General features: G+C 62.3%; 18 protein-coding genes. 12 read left to right on the top strand and 6 right to left on the bottom strand.

Features of this window, described 5'->3' with window-relative positions:
• Window positions 1-65 precede the first annotated feature (65 nt).
• The 3 genes from AC6BYQ_RS05925 (at window position 66) to AC6BYQ_RS05915 (ending at window position 2,246) form a co-directional block, all read left to right on the top strand.
• Window positions 66-254 carry a DUF1127 domain-containing protein gene (locus AC6BYQ_RS05925; protein ID WP_019454672.1) on the top strand — a complete coding sequence of 63 codons (189 nt, stop codon included), beginning with the start codon at window positions 66-68 and terminating at the stop codon, window positions 252-254.
• Between the two features lie 9 nt (window positions 255-263).
• Window positions 264-887, top strand: a complete 624-nt coding sequence (locus AC6BYQ_RS05920; protein ID WP_498056492.1) for a glutathione S-transferase family protein — start codon at window positions 264-266, stop codon at window positions 885-887.
• A 228-nt stretch (window positions 888-1,115) separates the two neighbouring features.
• Window positions 1,116-2,246, top strand: coding sequence for a Gfo/Idh/MocA family protein (locus tag AC6BYQ_RS05915; RefSeq protein ID WP_498056491.1), 1,131 nt, complete (start codon window positions 1,116-1,118; stop codon window positions 2,244-2,246).
• Between the two features lie 102 nt (window positions 2,247-2,348).
• Here AC6BYQ_RS05915 and AC6BYQ_RS05910 read toward each other — a convergent pair whose 3' ends face one another.
• From AC6BYQ_RS05910 to AC6BYQ_RS05900, 3 genes are read right to left on the bottom strand one after another with little or no spacing between them, the layout of a single operon-like run.
• Window positions 2,349-4,220 (bottom strand): amidohydrolase, encoded by a 1,872-nt coding sequence (locus AC6BYQ_RS05910; RefSeq protein ID WP_498056490.1) that lies wholly within the window; start codon window positions 4,218-4,220, stop codon window positions 2,349-2,351.
• Between the two features lie 21 nt (window positions 4,221-4,241).
• Complete coding sequence (locus AC6BYQ_RS05905; RefSeq protein ID WP_019454668.1) at window positions 4,242-4,787, bottom strand: antibiotic biosynthesis monooxygenase; 546 nt, start codon at window positions 4,785-4,787, stop codon at window positions 4,242-4,244.
• 49 nt (window positions 4,788-4,836) lie between these two features.
• Window positions 4,837-5,481 (bottom strand): hydrolase, encoded by a 645-nt coding sequence (locus AC6BYQ_RS05900; RefSeq protein WP_004939390.1) that lies wholly within the window; start codon window positions 5,479-5,481, stop codon window positions 4,837-4,839.
• 140 nt (window positions 5,482-5,621) lie between these two features.
• On the opposite strand from AC6BYQ_RS05900, the gene AC6BYQ_RS05895 reads away from it, so the two are divergent.
• The 9 genes from AC6BYQ_RS05895 (at window position 5,622) to AC6BYQ_RS05855 (ending at window position 13,373) form a co-directional block, all read left to right on the top strand.
• Complete coding sequence (locus tag AC6BYQ_RS05895; protein ID WP_063918998.1) at window positions 5,622-6,533, top strand: LysR substrate-binding domain-containing protein; 912 nt, start codon at window positions 5,622-5,624, stop codon at window positions 6,531-6,533.
• 43 nt (window positions 6,534-6,576) lie between these two features.
• Window positions 6,577-6,951, top strand: coding sequence for a cell envelope integrity TolA family protein (locus AC6BYQ_RS05890; protein ID WP_025159996.1), 375 nt, complete (start codon window positions 6,577-6,579; stop codon window positions 6,949-6,951).
• A 140-nt stretch (window positions 6,952-7,091) separates the two neighbouring features.
• The gene (locus AC6BYQ_RS05885) at window positions 7,092-7,568 is read left to right on the top strand and encodes an OsmC family protein (RefSeq protein WP_019454665.1); all 477 of its coding nucleotides are present in this window, start codon (window positions 7,092-7,094) and stop codon (window positions 7,566-7,568) included.
• 89 nt (window positions 7,569-7,657) lie between these two features.
• On the top strand, window positions 7,658-8,716 hold the full coding sequence (locus tag AC6BYQ_RS05880; protein ID WP_498056489.1) for a fatty acid desaturase: 1,059 nt from the start codon (window positions 7,658-7,660) through the stop codon (window positions 8,714-8,716).
• Between the two features lie 13 nt (window positions 8,717-8,729).
• Window positions 8,730-9,659, top strand: a complete 930-nt coding sequence (osmF, locus tag AC6BYQ_RS05875) for a glycine betaine ABC transporter substrate-binding protein OsmF (protein ID WP_019454663.1) — start codon at window positions 8,730-8,732, stop codon at window positions 9,657-9,659.
• A gap of 61 nt (window positions 9,660-9,720) precedes the next feature.
• Window positions 9,721-10,881, top strand: a complete 1,161-nt coding sequence (locus AC6BYQ_RS05870) for an ABC transporter permease (protein WP_498056488.1) — start codon at window positions 9,721-9,723, stop codon at window positions 10,879-10,881.
• Window positions 10,878-11,813, top strand: a complete 936-nt coding sequence (locus AC6BYQ_RS05865) for an ABC transporter ATP-binding protein (RefSeq protein ID WP_498056487.1) — start codon at window positions 10,878-10,880, stop codon at window positions 11,811-11,813. Before AC6BYQ_RS05870 ends, AC6BYQ_RS05865 begins: the two co-directional genes overlap by 4 nt.
• Window positions 11,810-12,583 carry an ABC transporter permease gene (locus tag AC6BYQ_RS05860; protein WP_498056486.1) on the top strand — a complete coding sequence of 258 codons (774 nt, stop codon included), beginning with the start codon at window positions 11,810-11,812 and terminating at the stop codon, window positions 12,581-12,583. Before AC6BYQ_RS05865 ends, AC6BYQ_RS05860 begins: the two co-directional genes overlap by 4 nt.
• Before the next feature lie 7 nt (window positions 12,584-12,590).
• Window positions 12,591-13,373 carry a phosphate/phosphite/phosphonate ABC transporter substrate-binding protein gene (locus tag AC6BYQ_RS05855; RefSeq protein WP_025159995.1) on the top strand — a complete coding sequence of 261 codons (783 nt, stop codon included), beginning with the start codon at window positions 12,591-12,593 and terminating at the stop codon, window positions 13,371-13,373.
• Window positions 13,374-13,379: 6 nt separating this feature from the next.
• Here the strand turns inward: AC6BYQ_RS05855 and AC6BYQ_RS05850 are convergent, their stop codons facing one another.
• The 3 genes from AC6BYQ_RS05850 to AC6BYQ_RS05840 all read right to left on the bottom strand — a co-directional run bounded on the left by AC6BYQ_RS05850 (window position 13,380) and on the right by AC6BYQ_RS05840 (window position 14,951).
• Window positions 13,380-14,099, bottom strand: a complete 720-nt coding sequence (locus tag AC6BYQ_RS05850; RefSeq protein ID WP_498056485.1) for an SDR family oxidoreductase — start codon at window positions 14,097-14,099, stop codon at window positions 13,380-13,382.
• 106 nt (window positions 14,100-14,205) lie between these two features.
• Window positions 14,206-14,586: an HVO_A0114 family putative DNA-binding protein gene (locus AC6BYQ_RS05845; protein ID WP_019454657.1), complete on the bottom strand. Its 381-nt coding sequence runs from the start codon at window positions 14,584-14,586 to the stop codon at window positions 14,206-14,208.
• Window positions 14,586-14,951 carry a toxin-antitoxin system TumE family protein gene (locus tag AC6BYQ_RS05840; RefSeq protein ID WP_498056484.1) on the bottom strand — a complete coding sequence of 122 codons (366 nt, stop codon included), beginning with the start codon at window positions 14,949-14,951 and terminating at the stop codon, window positions 14,586-14,588. Before AC6BYQ_RS05840 ends, AC6BYQ_RS05845 begins: the two co-directional genes overlap by 1 nt.
• Window positions 14,952-15,009 lie beyond the last annotated feature (58 nt).

The raw sequence follows: 15,009 nt of genomic DNA, 5'->3' as shown, positions 1-15,009 counted from the left end.
GAATCTGTATTGTTTTTTGCTCGCACAGCATCATGACGGCAGAGTCAGTTGCCCAGGAGAACATGATGACCGTCTTGTCTATCGTAAAAGCCGCCATGCCGCGGCGAACATGGCTATCCCGCTGGCGTTTGTATCAACTGCGCCAGCGGACGCGAAGAGAGTTGCTGCTGCTGAACGACAGGCAACTGGCGGATATCGGCCTGACGCGAGCGGATGCGCGCCGCGAAGGGGATAAGCCTTTCTGGAGAGGGTGAGGAAAGCGGATGCTGAAATTATTGGGTAAGGCTTCATCGATCAACGTGCGCAAGGTGTTGTGGACCTGTCATGAGCTGGCGCTGCCGCTGGAACGGGAGGAGTGGGGCAGCGGCTTTCGCTCCACGCAGGAACCCGAGTTTTTGGCGCTCAATCCCAACGGCCTGGTGCCGGTGCTGATCGACGGCGCCCGAGTGCTGTGGGAGTCGAACACCATTTGCCGCTATCTGGCGGGGCGGGAAGGACGGCAAGATCTGCTGCCGCAGGCACCCGGCGCGCGGGCGGCGGTAGAGATGTGGATGGATTGGCAGGCCACCGATCTAAACGGTGCCTGGCGCTATGTGTTCATGTCGCGGGTGCGCGGGCATGCGGATTATCAGGATGCCGCCAGCCTGGCCGCCGCCGAGTGCGAATGGAACCGGCTGATGGGCTTGTTGGACGCACATCTGGCGCAGCGCGGCCCTTACGTCGCCGGCGCCGTTTTTACGTTGGCGGACGTGGTGCTGGGGTTGTCGCTGAACCGTTGGTTGATGACGCCGTTCGAGCGGCCGCATTATGCGGCGCTGGCGGACTATCAGCAGCGCCTGCTGCAACGTCCCGGCTACGTGCGGCACGGCGCCAACGGTTTACCGTGATATGAAATAAATGGTTCATTTTATCTCGTCCGGATACGACCTGCCGTGTCCGGACTTTCTCCGTTGCATCATCCCGTCAAGGTTTCATGAACGTCATCACGAATATGAACTTTATTTTCCCGTGTGCTTGTTATTGAAATTTATATTCCATATAAACCCGTTATCAACCGGCGCGTTTCATTGAGCGGCGCCTGGTTCTACGCAGGATTTCTGTCACGGGAGAGAATGATGAAACAGGTACGCGTTGGGTTAATCGGCACCGGCTATATCGGGCGTTGTCACGCTATCGCCTATGCGCAGGCCGCCACGGTATTCCCCCTCAAGGGGGAACTGGTGCTGGAGATGCTGGCGGAGGTGACGCCCGAGCTGGCGGCGCAGCGCGCCGCCGAATTCGGTTTTGCGCGCTCGACCGGCGACTGGCGGCAGCTGGTGGCCGATCCGGCGATCGACGTGGTGGACATCTGCGCGCCCAATTTCTTGCACAAAGAGATGGCGCTGGAGGCGATACGTCACGGCAAGCACGTGTATTCGGAAAAGCCGCTGGCGCTGGACGCCGCCGACGCGGCGGAGATGGTGCAGGCCGCTCGCGCCGAGGGTGTGAAAACGCTGGTCGGTTTTAACTACATGAAAAACCCCACCAGCCAACTGGCGCGCGAAATTATCGCCAACGGCGAAATTGGTGAAGTGGTGCATTTTTACGGCACCCACAATGAGGATTATCTGGCCGACCCGCGCACGCCGATCGACTGGCACTGCCGCCGCGCCAGCGCCGGGCTGGGCGCGCTCGGGGATCTGGCGGCGCACATCGTCAATATGGCGCACTACCTGGTGGGCGATATCGTGGCGGTTTCCGGCGATATGCAGACCGTGATCAAACAGCGCCCGGATCCGCAAGACCCGACGCGCCTGCACCCGGTGGAAAACGAAGACCAGGCCAGTGCGCTGCTGCGTTTCGCCGGCGGCGCGATGGGCACTATCGAAACTTCGCGCATCGCCTGCGGGCGCAAGATGGGGTTGACCTATGTGGTCACCGGCACCAAAGGCACGCTGAGCTATACCCAGGAGCGGATGGCGGAGCTGAAGCTGTATCGGCACGATGAACCGGCGGAGCGGCAGGGGTTCAAGACGCTGCTGGTGGGGCCAAAGCACCCGGACTACGCGGCGTTTTGCATCAGCGCCGGGCACGGCATCGGTTTTAACGATCAGAAGACGGTGGAGATCCGCGATCTGGTCAACGGCATCGCCGCAGGCGACCGCATGTGGCCCGACTTTGAAGAGGGGTGGAAGGTGTCCTGCGTGCTGGATGCGATAGCTGCCTCCGCCGAACAGCGGCGCTGGCTGGAGATCAACCGCGATTGAAAATGAAATGGCGCTCTCCCGTGGACAGCGCCATTAATTTATTATGCTGTTAGCTTAATACCTTATTAAGTTAATTTTATAATAAGTTATTGGCTTGATAGCTTAGAACGAGAAACACGAACAGCCGAACGCGCCCCAGAAGGCATTCTCATCCGACACCGGGATGCTGGAGCGGCGCGCGATGTCATGCTGGTGTGCGTGCACGCCGCACGGGCCGCAGCATTGATGCGCCTGGCTCAATACCCCGACGCGGGCCGCCGCCGACGGCGGTGCGGAGCGGTAATGGCCCGGCACCTGGATGACCGGCGACCAGTCCGGCAACACCGGCAGCGGTGGCGGCGCCAGTGGCGAGAAGCTGCCGGCGGCGTAGACCACTTTGCCGTCCACCACCGTCATGACCGACTCGATGCCTTTGATCTGCTCTTCCGGCACGCTGAAGTAGTCCTGCGACAGCACCGCCAAATCCGCCAACTGACCGACCTTGATCTGGCCTTTCTTGCCCTGTTCGGTGGAGAACCAGGCGCTGCCCTGCGTCCACAGCATCAGCGCCGTTTCGCGATCCAGCCGGGCGCTGTCGTCGTACATCGCCATGCCGCCGACGGTGCGGCCGGAAACCAGCCAATACAGCGCCGTCCACGGGTTGTAGCTGGCGACGCGGGTGGCGTCGGTGCCCAGCCCGACCGGCAGCTCGGCCGCCAGCATTTTCGCCACCGGCGGCGTATGTTTGGTGGCTTCGATGCCGTAGCGGTCGGCGAAATACTCACCCTGGAACGCCATGCGGTGCTGCACCGCAATGCCGCCGCCCAGCGCCTTGACCCGCTCGATGTTGCGTTCGGTAATGGTCTCGGCGTGATCGAACAGCCAGTGCAGGCCGTTGAACGGAATGTCGCGGTTCACCTTCTCGAACACGTCCAGCATGCGGCTGATGGATTCGTCATAGGTGGCGTGCAGGCGGAACGGCCAGCGGTGCTCGACCAGATGGCGCACCACCCGCTCCAGCTCGTCTTCGGTGCCCGGCGGCAGATCCGGGCGCGGCTGCAGGAAGTCTTCGAAGTCGGCGGCGGAAAACACCAGCATCTCGCCGGCGCCGTTATGGCGGTAAAAGTCGGTGCCCTGACCCGGTTTGAGCATATCGGTCCACAGCTCGAAGTCTTCCAGCTCCTGCTTCGGCCGCTGGGTGAACAGGTTATAGGCGATGCGGATGGTCAGCTGCTTTTTCTCGTGCAGCTCGGCGATCACCTGATAGTCCTCCGGGTAGTTCTGGAAGCCGCCGCCGGCGTCGATGGCGCTGGTGAGGCCGAGACGGTTCAGCTCGCGCATAAACTGGCGGGTGGAGTTGACCTGCTGCTCCAGCGGCAGCTTCGGCCCTTTCGCCAGCGTAGCGTACAGGATCATGGCGTTGGGTTTGGCGATCAGCATGCCGGTCGGGTTGCCGTTGGCGTCGCGTTGGATCTCGCCGCCTGGCGGGTTCGGCGTGTCTTTGGTGTAGCCGACCACCTTCAGCGCCGCGCGGTTGAGCAGCGCGCGATCGTAGAGGTGCAGAATGAACACCGGCGTGTCCGGCGCCGCCTGGTTGATCTCGTCCAGCGTCGGCATGCGGCGTTCGGCGAACTGGAATTCGGTCCAGCCGCCGACCACCCGCACCCACTGCGGGCTCGGCGTGCGCAGCGCCTGCTCTTTCAACATGCGCAGGGCGTCGGCCAGCGAAGGCACGCCTTCCCAGCGCAGCTCAAGGTTGTAGTTCAGGCCGCCGCGGATCAGGTGCAGGTGCGAGTCGTTCAGGCCTGGAATGGCGGTGTGGCCGTGCAGGTCGATCACCTGGGTTTCCGGCCCGGCGTGTTGCATGACTTCGCCTTCGCTGCCGACCGCCAGAAACTTGCCGTCGCGGATGGCGGCCGCCTGTGCGGTAGGATTTTGGCGATCGACGGTGTGAAACTTGCCGTTGGTGATGATCAATGAAGCGTGGTGGTTCATAACATTCTCCCGGCGAACCGCCTAGCGGCGGGTCAGCCATTGATGAAAAACGCGAGTCACGATAGGCATCCACAGGTACACCACTAGGGCGACCACGGTGGCGTCATTGAGAAAATGGCCGAGCAGCGTGCCGTCCAGCTGCGGCAGCACCAGCCCCCAAAACCAGGGCACCAGATTGGTGGATGGAAAGATCACCAGCAGGGTGATGATGAATTGCTTCCACTGAGGCGGCTGGCGCACGCTGGGGTTGGGCGGGGTAAACCAGAACTCCGCGCCGGGGCGGATCTCGATATGGTCGTTCTCCAGCAGCAGCGGGGCGACCTCTTCGATGTATTGCTTGCGCAGCGGCGAGTGGATCCAGCGGTACAGGTTGTCGAGATTGTCGAAGCGCACCAACACCGTATAGGCCTGTTCATCGCCGGAAGGGCGGATAACGTTGACGCCCAGATGGCCGGTGAAGCTTGCGGCATCCGGCATGATGCGGTTCAGCCAGGCCTCATAGGCTTGCTCGTTCCCCGGCGCCAAACGGTGGGTGATCACCAGCGTGACATGCTGCGGATGGGCCATAAAACCAACTCCTGAAAATACCCCGGCACAGGGCCGGGGCAAGGGGGGATTATTTCACCGTGCGCGCCGGTGCGTGGTGCACCATGGTGTAAGCGTAGTCGACGCCCATGCCGTACGCGCCGCTGTGTTCGCGCACCAGCGCCATCACCGCGTCGTAGGTGTCTTTGCGCGCCCAGTCGCGTTGGTATTCCAGCAGCACCTGCTGCCAGGTGACCGGTACGGCGCCGGCCTGCACCATGCGGTCAATCGAACGTTCGTGCGCATCGACGGACGTGCCGCCGGAGGTGTCGGTCACCACATACACTTCATAGCCGGCTTCCAACGCCATCAGCGCCGGGAAGGTCAGGCACACTTCGGTCCACAGCGCGGAGATCACCAGCTTTTTGCGGCCGGTGGCTTCCACGGCTTTGACGAAGGCCGCGTCTTCCCAGGAGTTCATCGAGGTGCGTTCAATCGGGGTGATTTCAGGGTGTACCGCCAGCAATTCCGGCCAGATGTAGCCGCTGAAGCTTTCGGTTTCGACCGAGGTGAAAAGGGTGGGGACGTTGAAAATCTTGCCTGCCTTCGCCAAACCAACAACGTTGTTTTTCAGTTGCTGACGATCAATATTAGCCACGCCGAAGGCCATTTGTGGTTGATGGTCGATAAAAATCAGTGCGGAATTGTCTTTATCAAGCAGTTGAAACTTGGACATAATTTACCTTCCCAGTGATATTTCGGTTGAACATCTGATGAGTGTAACGCCGATAAAACCCATGGTAGGCAGAGGGCGATTTCAAAGATACCGCAGAATTTTTGCCGACTTGTTGAGTTTTTTTATACACGGGAGAAAGCATGAGATTAAACCTGGAAGCGCTGCTGATTTTGGACGCGCTGGACCGGCACGGATCTTTCGCCGCCGCGGCCGCCGCACTGTTTAAAACCCCTTCGGCACTGAGCTATATGGTGCAAAAGCTGGAGAACGATCTCGACATCACCCTGCTCGATCGCTCCGGGCATCGGGCGAAGTTCACCGATACCGGCAAGCTGATGCTGGAAAAGGGGCGGGTGCTGCTGCGGGCGGCGCAGGATCTGGAACAACAGGCGCGCTATGTCGAAAACGGCTGGGAAAGCGAGATCACGCTCGGGATTGACGCCTCTTTCCCGTTTGCCCGCCTGTTGCCGCTGATCGACGAGTTCTACCAACAGCATCACCATACCCGGCTGCGCTTCAGCCACGAGGTGCTGGCCGGCTCCTGGGAGTCGCTGGTCTACGGTTGCGCCGACATTATCATCGGCGCCATCTGCGAGCCGCCGTCGCGGGTGGGCTATGCGTTCAGCAGGCTGGGGCAGCTGGATTACGTGTTCGCCGTCGCGCCGCTGCATCCGCTGGCGGCATTGCCGGAACCCTTGCCGAAGGACGAAATCCGTCAGCACCGGGCGGTGGTGGTGCGCGACACTTCGCGGGTCAACGCGCCGCAGAGCCTGAATCTGCTGGAAGAGCAGGATACGCTGACGGTGTTCGGCTTCGACGCCAAGCTGCAGGCGCAGCTGGCCGGGCTGGGCTGCGGCTATCTGCCGCGTTCCTTGGCGGAACCTTACCTGAACAGCGGCGAACTGGTGGCGAAACGCGTCGAGTCTGAACGCTGCAGCGACGTCGCCTATTTCGGTTGGCGGGAAAGCGCCAGCGGCCTGGCGGCCAAATGGTGGCGCGAACGGCTGCAGCGCTACGCGGATGACGGCGAGGCCTACCCTTCGGGGCAGTAAGCGCCGTCATATAGGGATCAACAACCCGATAAGGACATAGGGAATGAAAAAGAGACTGAGTCTGTTGGCGCTGCTGCTGTTGAGCGGTTGCGGTACGAGCGCCGGGCGTCAGGCCGGCATACCGTTACCGGCGCCGCAGGCTGAAGCGTTGGCCACGACGCCGCTCAGCTATCCGGTGCGGGTGCATAATGCGGTGAGTCGCGAACTGCGTTTGCCGGAGCACGCGCGCGGGCAACGATGCACCATCGGCATTCGTCTGCTGCCGAACGGCAAGCTGGCGAGCAGCAAGATCGTAAGAGGCGATGCGCCCCTGTGCGCGGCGGCCAGCGCGGCGGTGCAGCAGGCGCAGTTTCCGCCGATGGCCAGCGCGACCGAATACGCGCTGTTCAACGCCGTGGTGCTCGATTTTGTTCCCTGAAAACCTATGACCGACGGGCCGCTTGCGCGGCCCGTTTTTTCTCGTTTCGCCGTTTGCATCTTCGCGCTTTTCCGCCAATAGTGTTCTCCGGACATGCAGCAAGGCGATTTTTCATTGGCCGGTCAACGGGAGAAAAAGGCATGAAAGGCGAGCATCATTATCAGGTGGCGGTCACCTGGCAGGGGAATTTGGGCGCAGGCACCGAAGATTACCGCGCCTATGGGCGCGATCACCTGATCGGCGCCGTGGGCAAGGCAGATATCGCCGGTTCAGCCGATCCGGCCTTTCGCGGTGACGCGACGCGCTGGAATCCGGAGGATTTGCTGGTGGCTTCGCTCAGCGCCTGTCACAAATTATGGTATCTGCATCTGTGCGCTACCTCGGGCATTTCCGTACTGGCCTATCAGGACAACGCCGTTGGGGTGATGCGTGAAGATGCGGCGCGCGGCGGCTTTTTCACCTCGGTGACGCTGCGGCCGCAGGTCACGGTGCGCGACGGCGACGATCTGCGGCTGGCGCAACAGCTGCACGAGAAGGCGCATCACCTGTGCTTTATCGCCAACTCGGTGAATTTCCCGGTGGCGTGCGAGCCGCAGGCCGAGTACGCAACCCGCTGAATTTTCACTTAGCTTTGCCATTTTCGTTATTTTGAACGCCGTTACGGCTCACGGATACTGGAGGAAAATCCTCAACCGCGAGCCGCAGCATGTCCTACGCCCACTATTTGCATCCCGAACAGCGCGAACGCATCCGGCGGCTTCATCGGCGCTGGTATTGGCGGCTGGAGCTGCCCACCTGGGGAATGATGGCGGCAGTGTATGGCGGCTGGTTCGGCGTGGCGCACTATTGGCAGGCGTTGGGCCCGTGGCTCGGCGCACCGGCGCTTGTCCTGCTGACCACCTGGTACCTGTCCTTGCAGCATGAGCTGATCCACGGCCATCCGACGCGCTGGCCGCGCGTCAATCAGCTGTTCGGCCTGTTGCCGCTGGCGGTGTGGTATCCCTATGGGCTGTATCGCGATTCGCATCTGCGCCATCACCGCAACGATCACCTGACCGACCCGCACGAAGATCCCGAGAGCTACTATTTCAGCGCCGCGCAGTGGCGGCGCTATCCTCGCCTGTTGCCGCGGCTGGCCGCCGTGCGCAATACGCTGATTGGCCGAGTGTTGTTCGGCCCGGCGCTGGATATCGTCGCCACGCTGTTCGGCGCCGTGAAGACGCTTGCGGCGGGCGATCTGCGCGCCTGGGCGATGTGGCTGACGCATCTGTCGCTGTTGGCGGTGCTGCTGCACTGGCTGCAGACGCAGGGCATCGGCGCGGCGTTTTATCTGTTGGCCATCAGCTACCCGGCGCTGGCGCTGACCAAGGTAAGATCGTTTTTTGAGCATCGCGCCGTGGACGCACCGCAGGCACGTTCTATTATTAATGAGGCGGGCTGGCCGTGGCGGCTGCTGTTTCTCAATCTGAACTACCATTTAGTGCATCACGATTTGCCCGGCTTGCCCTGGTATGGCCTGCGCGAAGTCTATCTGGCGGAACGCGAGGCGTATCAGCGCCGCAGCCAGGGATTCGTCGCGCAGGGTTATGGTGAGTGGCTGCGCGATTACGCGCTGACGCCGATCGACGTCGGCGTGCATCCGCTGAGCGCCGGTGAACGGCGTGAGGAACGCGATGCCCTGCCGAAGAAAAAATTTATTGCGCGCTGGAAGCGCGTTTCTCAGGATTTTCCAACCGAACTGGCCCATGAGCCGGAAAACGTATAACCAGAGGAAAAGTATGGCAATCACCTTATCACGCGGACGTTCCTTTGCCGTCGCACTGACGCTGCTGGCCACCAGCGGTCTGGCGCAGGCGGCTGACTCGGTGCGCGTCGGCTCCAAGATCGATACCGAAGGTTCGCTGCTCGGCAACATCATCGTGCAGGTGCTGGAAGCCAATGGCATCAAAACCACCAACAAGCTGCAGCTCGGCACCACCAAGGTGCTGCGTGGCGCCATCACCTCCGGCGAGATCGACATCTACCCGGAATACACCGGCAACGGCGCGTTTTTCTTCTCTGATGAGAAAGATCCGGCGTGGAAGAACGCCCAGGCCGGTTTCGAGAAGGTGAAACAGCTCGACTACGACAAAAACAAAATCGTCTGGCTCGATGCGGCGCCGGCCAACAACACCTGGACCATCGCCATTCGTCAGGACGTGGCGGACGCCAACCATCTCAAAACGCTGGCGGATCTCGGCAAGTGGATCAACGACGGCGGCAAGTTCAAGCTGGCGGCCTCGGCGGAGTTTATCGAGCGGCCGGATGCGCTGCCGGCATTCCAAAGCGCCTACGGCTTCAAGCTGAATCAGGATCAGCTGCTGTCATTGGCCGGCGGCGACACGGCGGTGACCATCAAGGCGGCGGCCGAGCAGACCTCCGGCGTCAACGCGGCGATGGCCTACGGCACCGATGGCCCGGTAGCGGCGTTGGGGCTGCAGACGCTGGCGGACCCGAAAGGCGTACAGCCTATCTACGCGCCGGCGCCGATCGTGCGCGAGGCGGCGTTGAAAGAACACGCCAACCTGCCCGAGTTGCTGAAACCGGTGTTCGCCTCGCTGGACGGGCCGACGCTGCAAAAGCTCAATGCACAGATCGCCGTGGAAGGGCAGGACGCCAAACAGGTGGCGGCCGCTTACCTGAAAGAGAAAGGGTTTGTTAAGGGATAACGCCGAGGTGCCCCCTCTGTCGCCGGGAGAGGGGGTGAACCGATGGAGCCGGAGAGTTTCTTTGATTATCGCCGTAAAACATCGCGTCTTGTTGACGCTGTTCATGCTGTTGCTGCTGGCCGCCTTCGGCCTGCCGTTCCTCAGTTACGCCCCCAATCGTCTGTTGTCGGGTAAAAGCCTTTCCTTGTACTCCCTGCTGCACGGCCCGGCGCTGTGGCTGCTGTTGCCGCTGGCGACATTGGCGATCCTCAGCCTGCTGCCGCCGACGCGGGGGCGTGCGCTGCTGGCGGCGTTGGCCGCCTGTGGTGTACTAACGCTGGCGTTCTGGATCAGCGGCCAGGCCGCCGGGCGTCTGGCGCAGGAGGGATCGCGGCTGGCTCGCACCTCCTGGGGCAGCGGCTGCTGGTTGACGATGGCGCTGAGCCTGCTGATCGCCGCCGACGCCATGGCGCGTCTCACGTCATCGCACCTGCGGCGGATGCTCGGCAATGCGCTGGTGCTGGTGCCGCCGGCGCTGCTGCTGTTCGGCCATCAGCTCGATCAGCTGTCGCTGCTGAAGGAGTACCATAATCGGCAGGAGGTGTTTGACGCCGCGCTGTTGCAGCACCTGACCATTCTGCTGGCGACGATGGCGCCTGCGCTGGCGATCGGTGTGCCGCTCGGGGTGCTGTGCTTTCGTTCCGAGCGCTGGCAGCGGCCGATCTTCTCCGTGTTGAACATTATCCAGACCGTGCCGTCGATCGCGCTGTTCGGCCTGCTGATCGCACCGCTGGCGGGGCTGGCGGTGGCGGTGCCCTGGCTGGCGGAACACGGCGTCAGCGGTATCGGCATGGCGCCGGCGATCGTGGCGCTGGTGCTGTACGCGCTGTTGCCGCTGGTGCGCAGCGTGGTGGCGGGGCTGCAAAGCGTACCGGCCGGCGTGATTGAGTCCGCTACCGGCATGGGGTTGACGCGCGGGCAGATCTTCCTGCGCGTGCAGCTGCCGTTGGCGCTGCCGCTGTTCCTGACCGGCGTGCGTATTCTGGCGGTGCAGACCGTCGGCATGGCGGTGGTGGCGGCGCTGATCGGTGCCGGCGGCTTTGGCGCCATCGTATTTCAGGGGCTGCTCAGCAGCGCGCTGGATCTGGTTCTGCTGGGGGTGATCCCGGTGGTCATGATGGCGGTCATCGTCGATTCGCTGTTTAAATTTTGGGTTTCAATCCTGGACGTATCGCGCCGATGATTCACTTTGAGCAAGTCAGCAAAATTTTTCAGGGCAAGCCGGCGGTGGACGATCTCACGCTGCACATCGCCGAGGGCGAATTCACCGTGTTGATCGGCACCTCGGGCTCCGGCAAGTCCACCACGTTAAAAATGATCAACCGCCTGATCGAACACGATCGGGGCAAGATTTTCTTTGCCGGCGAAGAGATCCAGTCGTTTAAACCGCAGGATCTGCGGCGGCGCATGGGCTACGCGATCCAATCGATCGGCCTGTTTCCGCACTGGACGGTGGAGGAGAACATTGCCACCGTGCCGCAGTTGCTGAAATGGCCGCGCGCGCGCATTCGCGATCGGGTTAGCGAACTGCTGGAGCTGTTGCATCTGGAGCCGGATCTGTTTCGCCGCCGCTATCCGCATCAGCTTTCCGGCGGGCAGCAGCAGCGGGTGGGTGTGGCGCGCGCGCTGGCGGCCGATCCCGAGGTGCTGCTGATGGATGAACCGTTCGGCGCGCTGGATCCGGTCACCCGTGCGGCGTTGCAGGCGGAGATCGCCCGCATTCATCAGCTCTCCGGCCGCACCATCGTGCTGGTGACGCACGACATCGACGAAGCGCTGGGCCTGGCGGATCGTCTGGTGCTGCTCGACCAGGGGCGGGTGGTACAACAGGGCACGCCGCTGGAATTGCTGACCGCGCCGGCCAACGACTTCGTGCGTGACTTTTTCGGGCGCAGCGATCGCGGCATCAAACTGCTGTCGCTGGGGACGGTGGCGGAGCGGGTGCGGCCCGGCGTCGCCGCGGGCGAACCTATCGCCGCCGCCCTGAGCCTGCGCGAGGCGCTGTCGGTCTTTGTGGCGCGCGGCAGCGACTGCTTGCCGGTGGTGGATGAACAGGGCGAAGCGTTGGGGGTCTTGCATTTCAACGATCTGATCGCCGGGCAGGCGCTGTCATGAGCGGGCGCATCGGGCGCCTGCTGCGCGATCCGCTGCTCTGGACGCTGGCGCTGCTGTTGGTGCTGGTATTTGGCATGGATCATTTACGCGGTCTGTTCGCCGCCTGGTTCCCCGACCTGGATCGGCCAATTTACCAGCAAGACAGCTTCATCGCGTTGGTGGCAGCGCACCTGCTGCTGGTGGCGATCTCCAGCCTGATCGCGGTGGCGATCGGCGTGGCGGCCGGTGTCGCCGTGACCCGGCGCAGCGGCCGGGAGTTTCGTTCGCTGGTGGAAACGGTGGTGGCGGTGGGGCAGACCTTTCCGCCGGTGGCGGTGCTGGCGGTAGCGGTGCCGGTGATGGGCTTCAGCGAACAGCCGGCGATCATCGCGCTGGTGCTGTACGGCCTGCTGCCGATCCTGCAGGGCACGCTGGCGGGTATCGAATCGGTGCCGCCCGCCACGCGAGAGATCGCCCGCGGCGTAGGGATGAGCGCCTGGCAAATTCTGTGGCGGGTGGAACTGCCGCTGGCGGCGCCGGTGATCGTCGCCGGGATCCGCACCTCGGTGATCATCAATATCGGCACGGCGGCCATCGCTTCCACCGTCGGCACCAAGACGCTCGGTTCGCCGATCATCATCGGCCTGAGCGGGTTTAACACCGCCTATGTGATCCAGGGCGCGGCGGTAGTGGCGCTGTTGGCTATTATCACCGATATGCTGTTTGAACGTTGGGTGCGTTATCTCACCGCCTGGCGTCAGCAGACGCTGGCGACCACTCCGGCGGGGTAAGGGGGAAATGATGCAGGTGTCTCTACCGATGTACGGCGTTGGCCGGGAGCAGGCCGAATCCTTCTGGCAGGTTCTGCGCGACAAACTGCTGCGGCTGGGGTTGCCGGCCGCGCCGGAGCAGCTCAGTTGGCCGGACGATCTGGCGCAACACTGGCGGCGCGAGGATCTGCTGCTCAGCCAGACCTGCGGTTATCCGTTGGTCAGCAGCCTGCCGCAGGTGCAGCTGATCGGCACTTACCATTACCGGGTTGAAGGGTGCGACGGGCCGAATTATCGCAGTTGGCTGGTGGTGCGCGCCGACGATCCCGGCGAGCGGCTGGCGGATTTTCGCGGCCGGACGGCGGCCTATAACAGCACCGATTCCCAGTCCGGCTACAACGGCCTGCGCGCGCTGATCGCGCCGCTGGCGCAGGACGGGAAATTCTTCGGCGCGGCTATCGCCTCCGGCGCGCATTATCAGTCGCTGAAGCTGATCCGCAGCGGGCAGGCCGATATCGCCGCCATCGATTCCATCAGCATGGAACTGCTGCGCCGCGCACAGCCGCAGGCGCTGGAGGGGCTGAAAATCATCGGCCGCACGGCGGCGGTGCCGGGTTTGCCGCTGATCACCGCCGCGGGCACGCCGCCGGAGCAGCTGGAAATTCTGCGCGCCGGCGCCCGAGCGATGCTGGATGAGGCGGTCAGCGATCGCCTGCTGATCGGCGATTTCAGCCTGGTGCCGCGTTCGGCCTACCAGATTATCACCGTGCTGGAACAGCAGGCTGCCGCGCAGGGCGTGACGGCGCTCTAGCCGCCGTTACAACAGGCCGCCGCCGTCGATGTCGATCACGCTGCCGGTGACGAAGCCGTTCTCCATCGCCAGCAGGTAACCCGCCGCGACGTCGGCCGGCTGGCCGATGCGACCGACCGGCAGACTGCCGCCAACCCGTTCGAACAGCGCCTGACGCTGTGCGGCGCTCATGCCGTCGTAGGCTTCGGTGGCGGTGATGCCGGGGCTGACCACGTTCACCCGCCGCGGCGCCAGCTCCTTCGCCAGCTGCTTGCCGGCCGCTTCCAGCGCGGCGTTGATGGCGGTTTTGATCAGCTGGCCGCCGAGGTATTTGCGCGACAGCTGGCCGGAGGTCAGGGTGATGGAACCCTGCGGCGCCAGCGTCGGCAGCGCGGCCTGCACCGCGCGCAAACTGCCCCAGAATTTGACGTTGAAGTCGGCCTGCGCCTGTTCAAGGGCGGTCTCCGCCAGCGGTTTCGCCTGCACCAGCGGCCCGGCGGTGATCACCAGATGGTCGAAAGCGCCGACGGCGGCAAACAGCGCCTGCAGCGACGTTTCATCGGCCAGATCGGCCTGCATCAGGCGCAGCGCACCGTTTTTCTCCCCGGCCTGAGGAAGGCGGCGCGAAGCCAACACCACTTCAGCGCCGCGCGCCGCCGCCGCGTAGGCCACCGCGGCGCCAATGCCGCTGGTACCGCCCAGGATCACCAGCTTTTGTCGTTTCAGGGGGGAATCGGGAATCGTCATGTTAAGGCCTCTTTTAGGGTAAGTTTCAACGGGATCTATCTTTCCTGATTGAAAATCACCTAACAATCGGCCTTACTGACAAACACTTGTTAATGAATTTTAAAGATCATGCCGCGCTAAAGCGGGCGTTTAACTTCTGATCCACGATAATTTCGAAATCGGTAAACAGCGCGCGGGGTTTCACCGAACGCCCCTGTTTTTCCAGCGCCACCAGGCCGTGCCCGCTCAGCGTTTTCAGCGTGGTTGACAGGTTGCTGACCTGGCGGCCCGACAGTTCGGCCAACTGACTGATGGTCTCTGGGCGGGCTGTGTCGATCAGACGCAGCAGGGCGATATTCTCGTTGCTGAGCACCTGGGCCAGCGCAATCATCGACGTGAACCACACGTTGGGCTCACGCTCCTGCGGCTGATATTCCCCTTTTGCGATCGCCAGTATGCGTTTGCGAATCAGTTCTTCAGGCATCACGCCAATCAGTGCTTTCATCATCAACCTCGATTTTCTCTCTTGCGTATGACTTCATCTATCCGGGTAAAAAAATCCTCCACCAACTGATAAGCGGAATAAAACTCGTAGGGTGAGCCTTCGTCCGTTGGGGAGTCGTGTTGGTGATCGTAAACGACGCGGCCAGAAAACTTTCCTTTGCGGGGCGTTTTAGTGGCATGCGCGTTATCTATGCCAAAAATCCGGGTATTGTGGTTATCATGCAGGGGCAAATTGTAACGGATGCCATGAGGGATAAAGGCCGTTTGGGTCACCGTCCAGGCTTCTATTTTCCACCAATAGCCATCCTCACGATTAACCCGCGTGCCATGCAGGCTAAGGATGTAGTCCAGTCCATTGCGTTCATCCATTGCTCAAAACTTCGTTTGTTATGATCTAATCATAATCATTGGGCGTTTTATCGTCAAC

It is taken from the genome of Serratia sp. LTN-2 (genome assembly GCF_059740205.1).
The sequence above is the reverse complement of the archived record's forward strand: the minus strand, read 5'-3'. Positions and strand labels throughout refer to the sequence as shown.

Excerpts from the sequence above, each read along its gene's own strand:
- AC6BYQ_RS05925 (WP_019454672.1), top strand. The coding sequence starts at position 66 with ATGACCGTCTTGTCTATCGTAAAAGCCGCCATGCCGCGGCGAACATGG.
- AC6BYQ_RS05920 (WP_498056492.1), top strand. The coding sequence starts at position 264 with ATGCTGAAATTATTGGGTAAGGCTTCATCGATCAACGTGCGCAAGGTG.
- AC6BYQ_RS05915 (WP_498056491.1), top strand. The coding sequence starts at position 1,116 with ATGAAACAGGTACGCGTTGGGTTAATCGGCACCGGCTATATCGGGCGT.
- AC6BYQ_RS05910 (WP_498056490.1), bottom strand. The coding sequence starts at position 4,220 with ATGAACCACCACGCTTCATTGATCATCACCAACGGCAAGTTTCACACC.
- AC6BYQ_RS05905 (WP_019454668.1), bottom strand. The coding sequence starts at position 4,787 with ATGGCCCATCCGCAGCATGTCACGCTGGTGATCACCCACCGTTTGGCG.
- AC6BYQ_RS05900 (WP_004939390.1), bottom strand. The coding sequence starts at position 5,481 with ATGTCCAAGTTTCAACTGCTTGATAAAGACAATTCCGCACTGATTTTT.
- AC6BYQ_RS05895 (WP_063918998.1), top strand. The coding sequence starts at position 5,622 with ATGAGATTAAACCTGGAAGCGCTGCTGATTTTGGACGCGCTGGACCGG.
- AC6BYQ_RS05890 (WP_025159996.1), top strand. The coding sequence starts at position 6,577 with ATGAAAAAGAGACTGAGTCTGTTGGCGCTGCTGCTGTTGAGCGGTTGC.
- AC6BYQ_RS05885 (WP_019454665.1), top strand. The coding sequence starts at position 7,092 with ATGAAAGGCGAGCATCATTATCAGGTGGCGGTCACCTGGCAGGGGAAT.
- AC6BYQ_RS05880 (WP_498056489.1), top strand. The coding sequence starts at position 7,658 with ATGTCCTACGCCCACTATTTGCATCCCGAACAGCGCGAACGCATCCGG.
- osmF (WP_019454663.1), top strand. The coding sequence starts at position 8,730 with ATGGCAATCACCTTATCACGCGGACGTTCCTTTGCCGTCGCACTGACG.
- AC6BYQ_RS05865 (WP_498056487.1), top strand. The coding sequence starts at position 10,878 with ATGATTCACTTTGAGCAAGTCAGCAAAATTTTTCAGGGCAAGCCGGCG.
- AC6BYQ_RS05860 (WP_498056486.1), top strand. The coding sequence starts at position 11,810 with ATGAGCGGGCGCATCGGGCGCCTGCTGCGCGATCCGCTGCTCTGGACG.
- AC6BYQ_RS05855 (WP_025159995.1), top strand. The coding sequence starts at position 12,591 with ATGATGCAGGTGTCTCTACCGATGTACGGCGTTGGCCGGGAGCAGGCC.
- AC6BYQ_RS05850 (WP_498056485.1), bottom strand. The coding sequence starts at position 14,099 with ATGACGATTCCCGATTCCCCCCTGAAACGACAAAAGCTGGTGATCCTG.
- AC6BYQ_RS05845 (WP_019454657.1), bottom strand. The coding sequence starts at position 14,586 with ATGATGAAAGCACTGATTGGCGTGATGCCTGAAGAACTGATTCGCAAA.
- AC6BYQ_RS05840 (WP_498056484.1), bottom strand. The coding sequence starts at position 14,951 with ATGGATGAACGCAATGGACTGGACTACATCCTTAGCCTGCATGGCACG.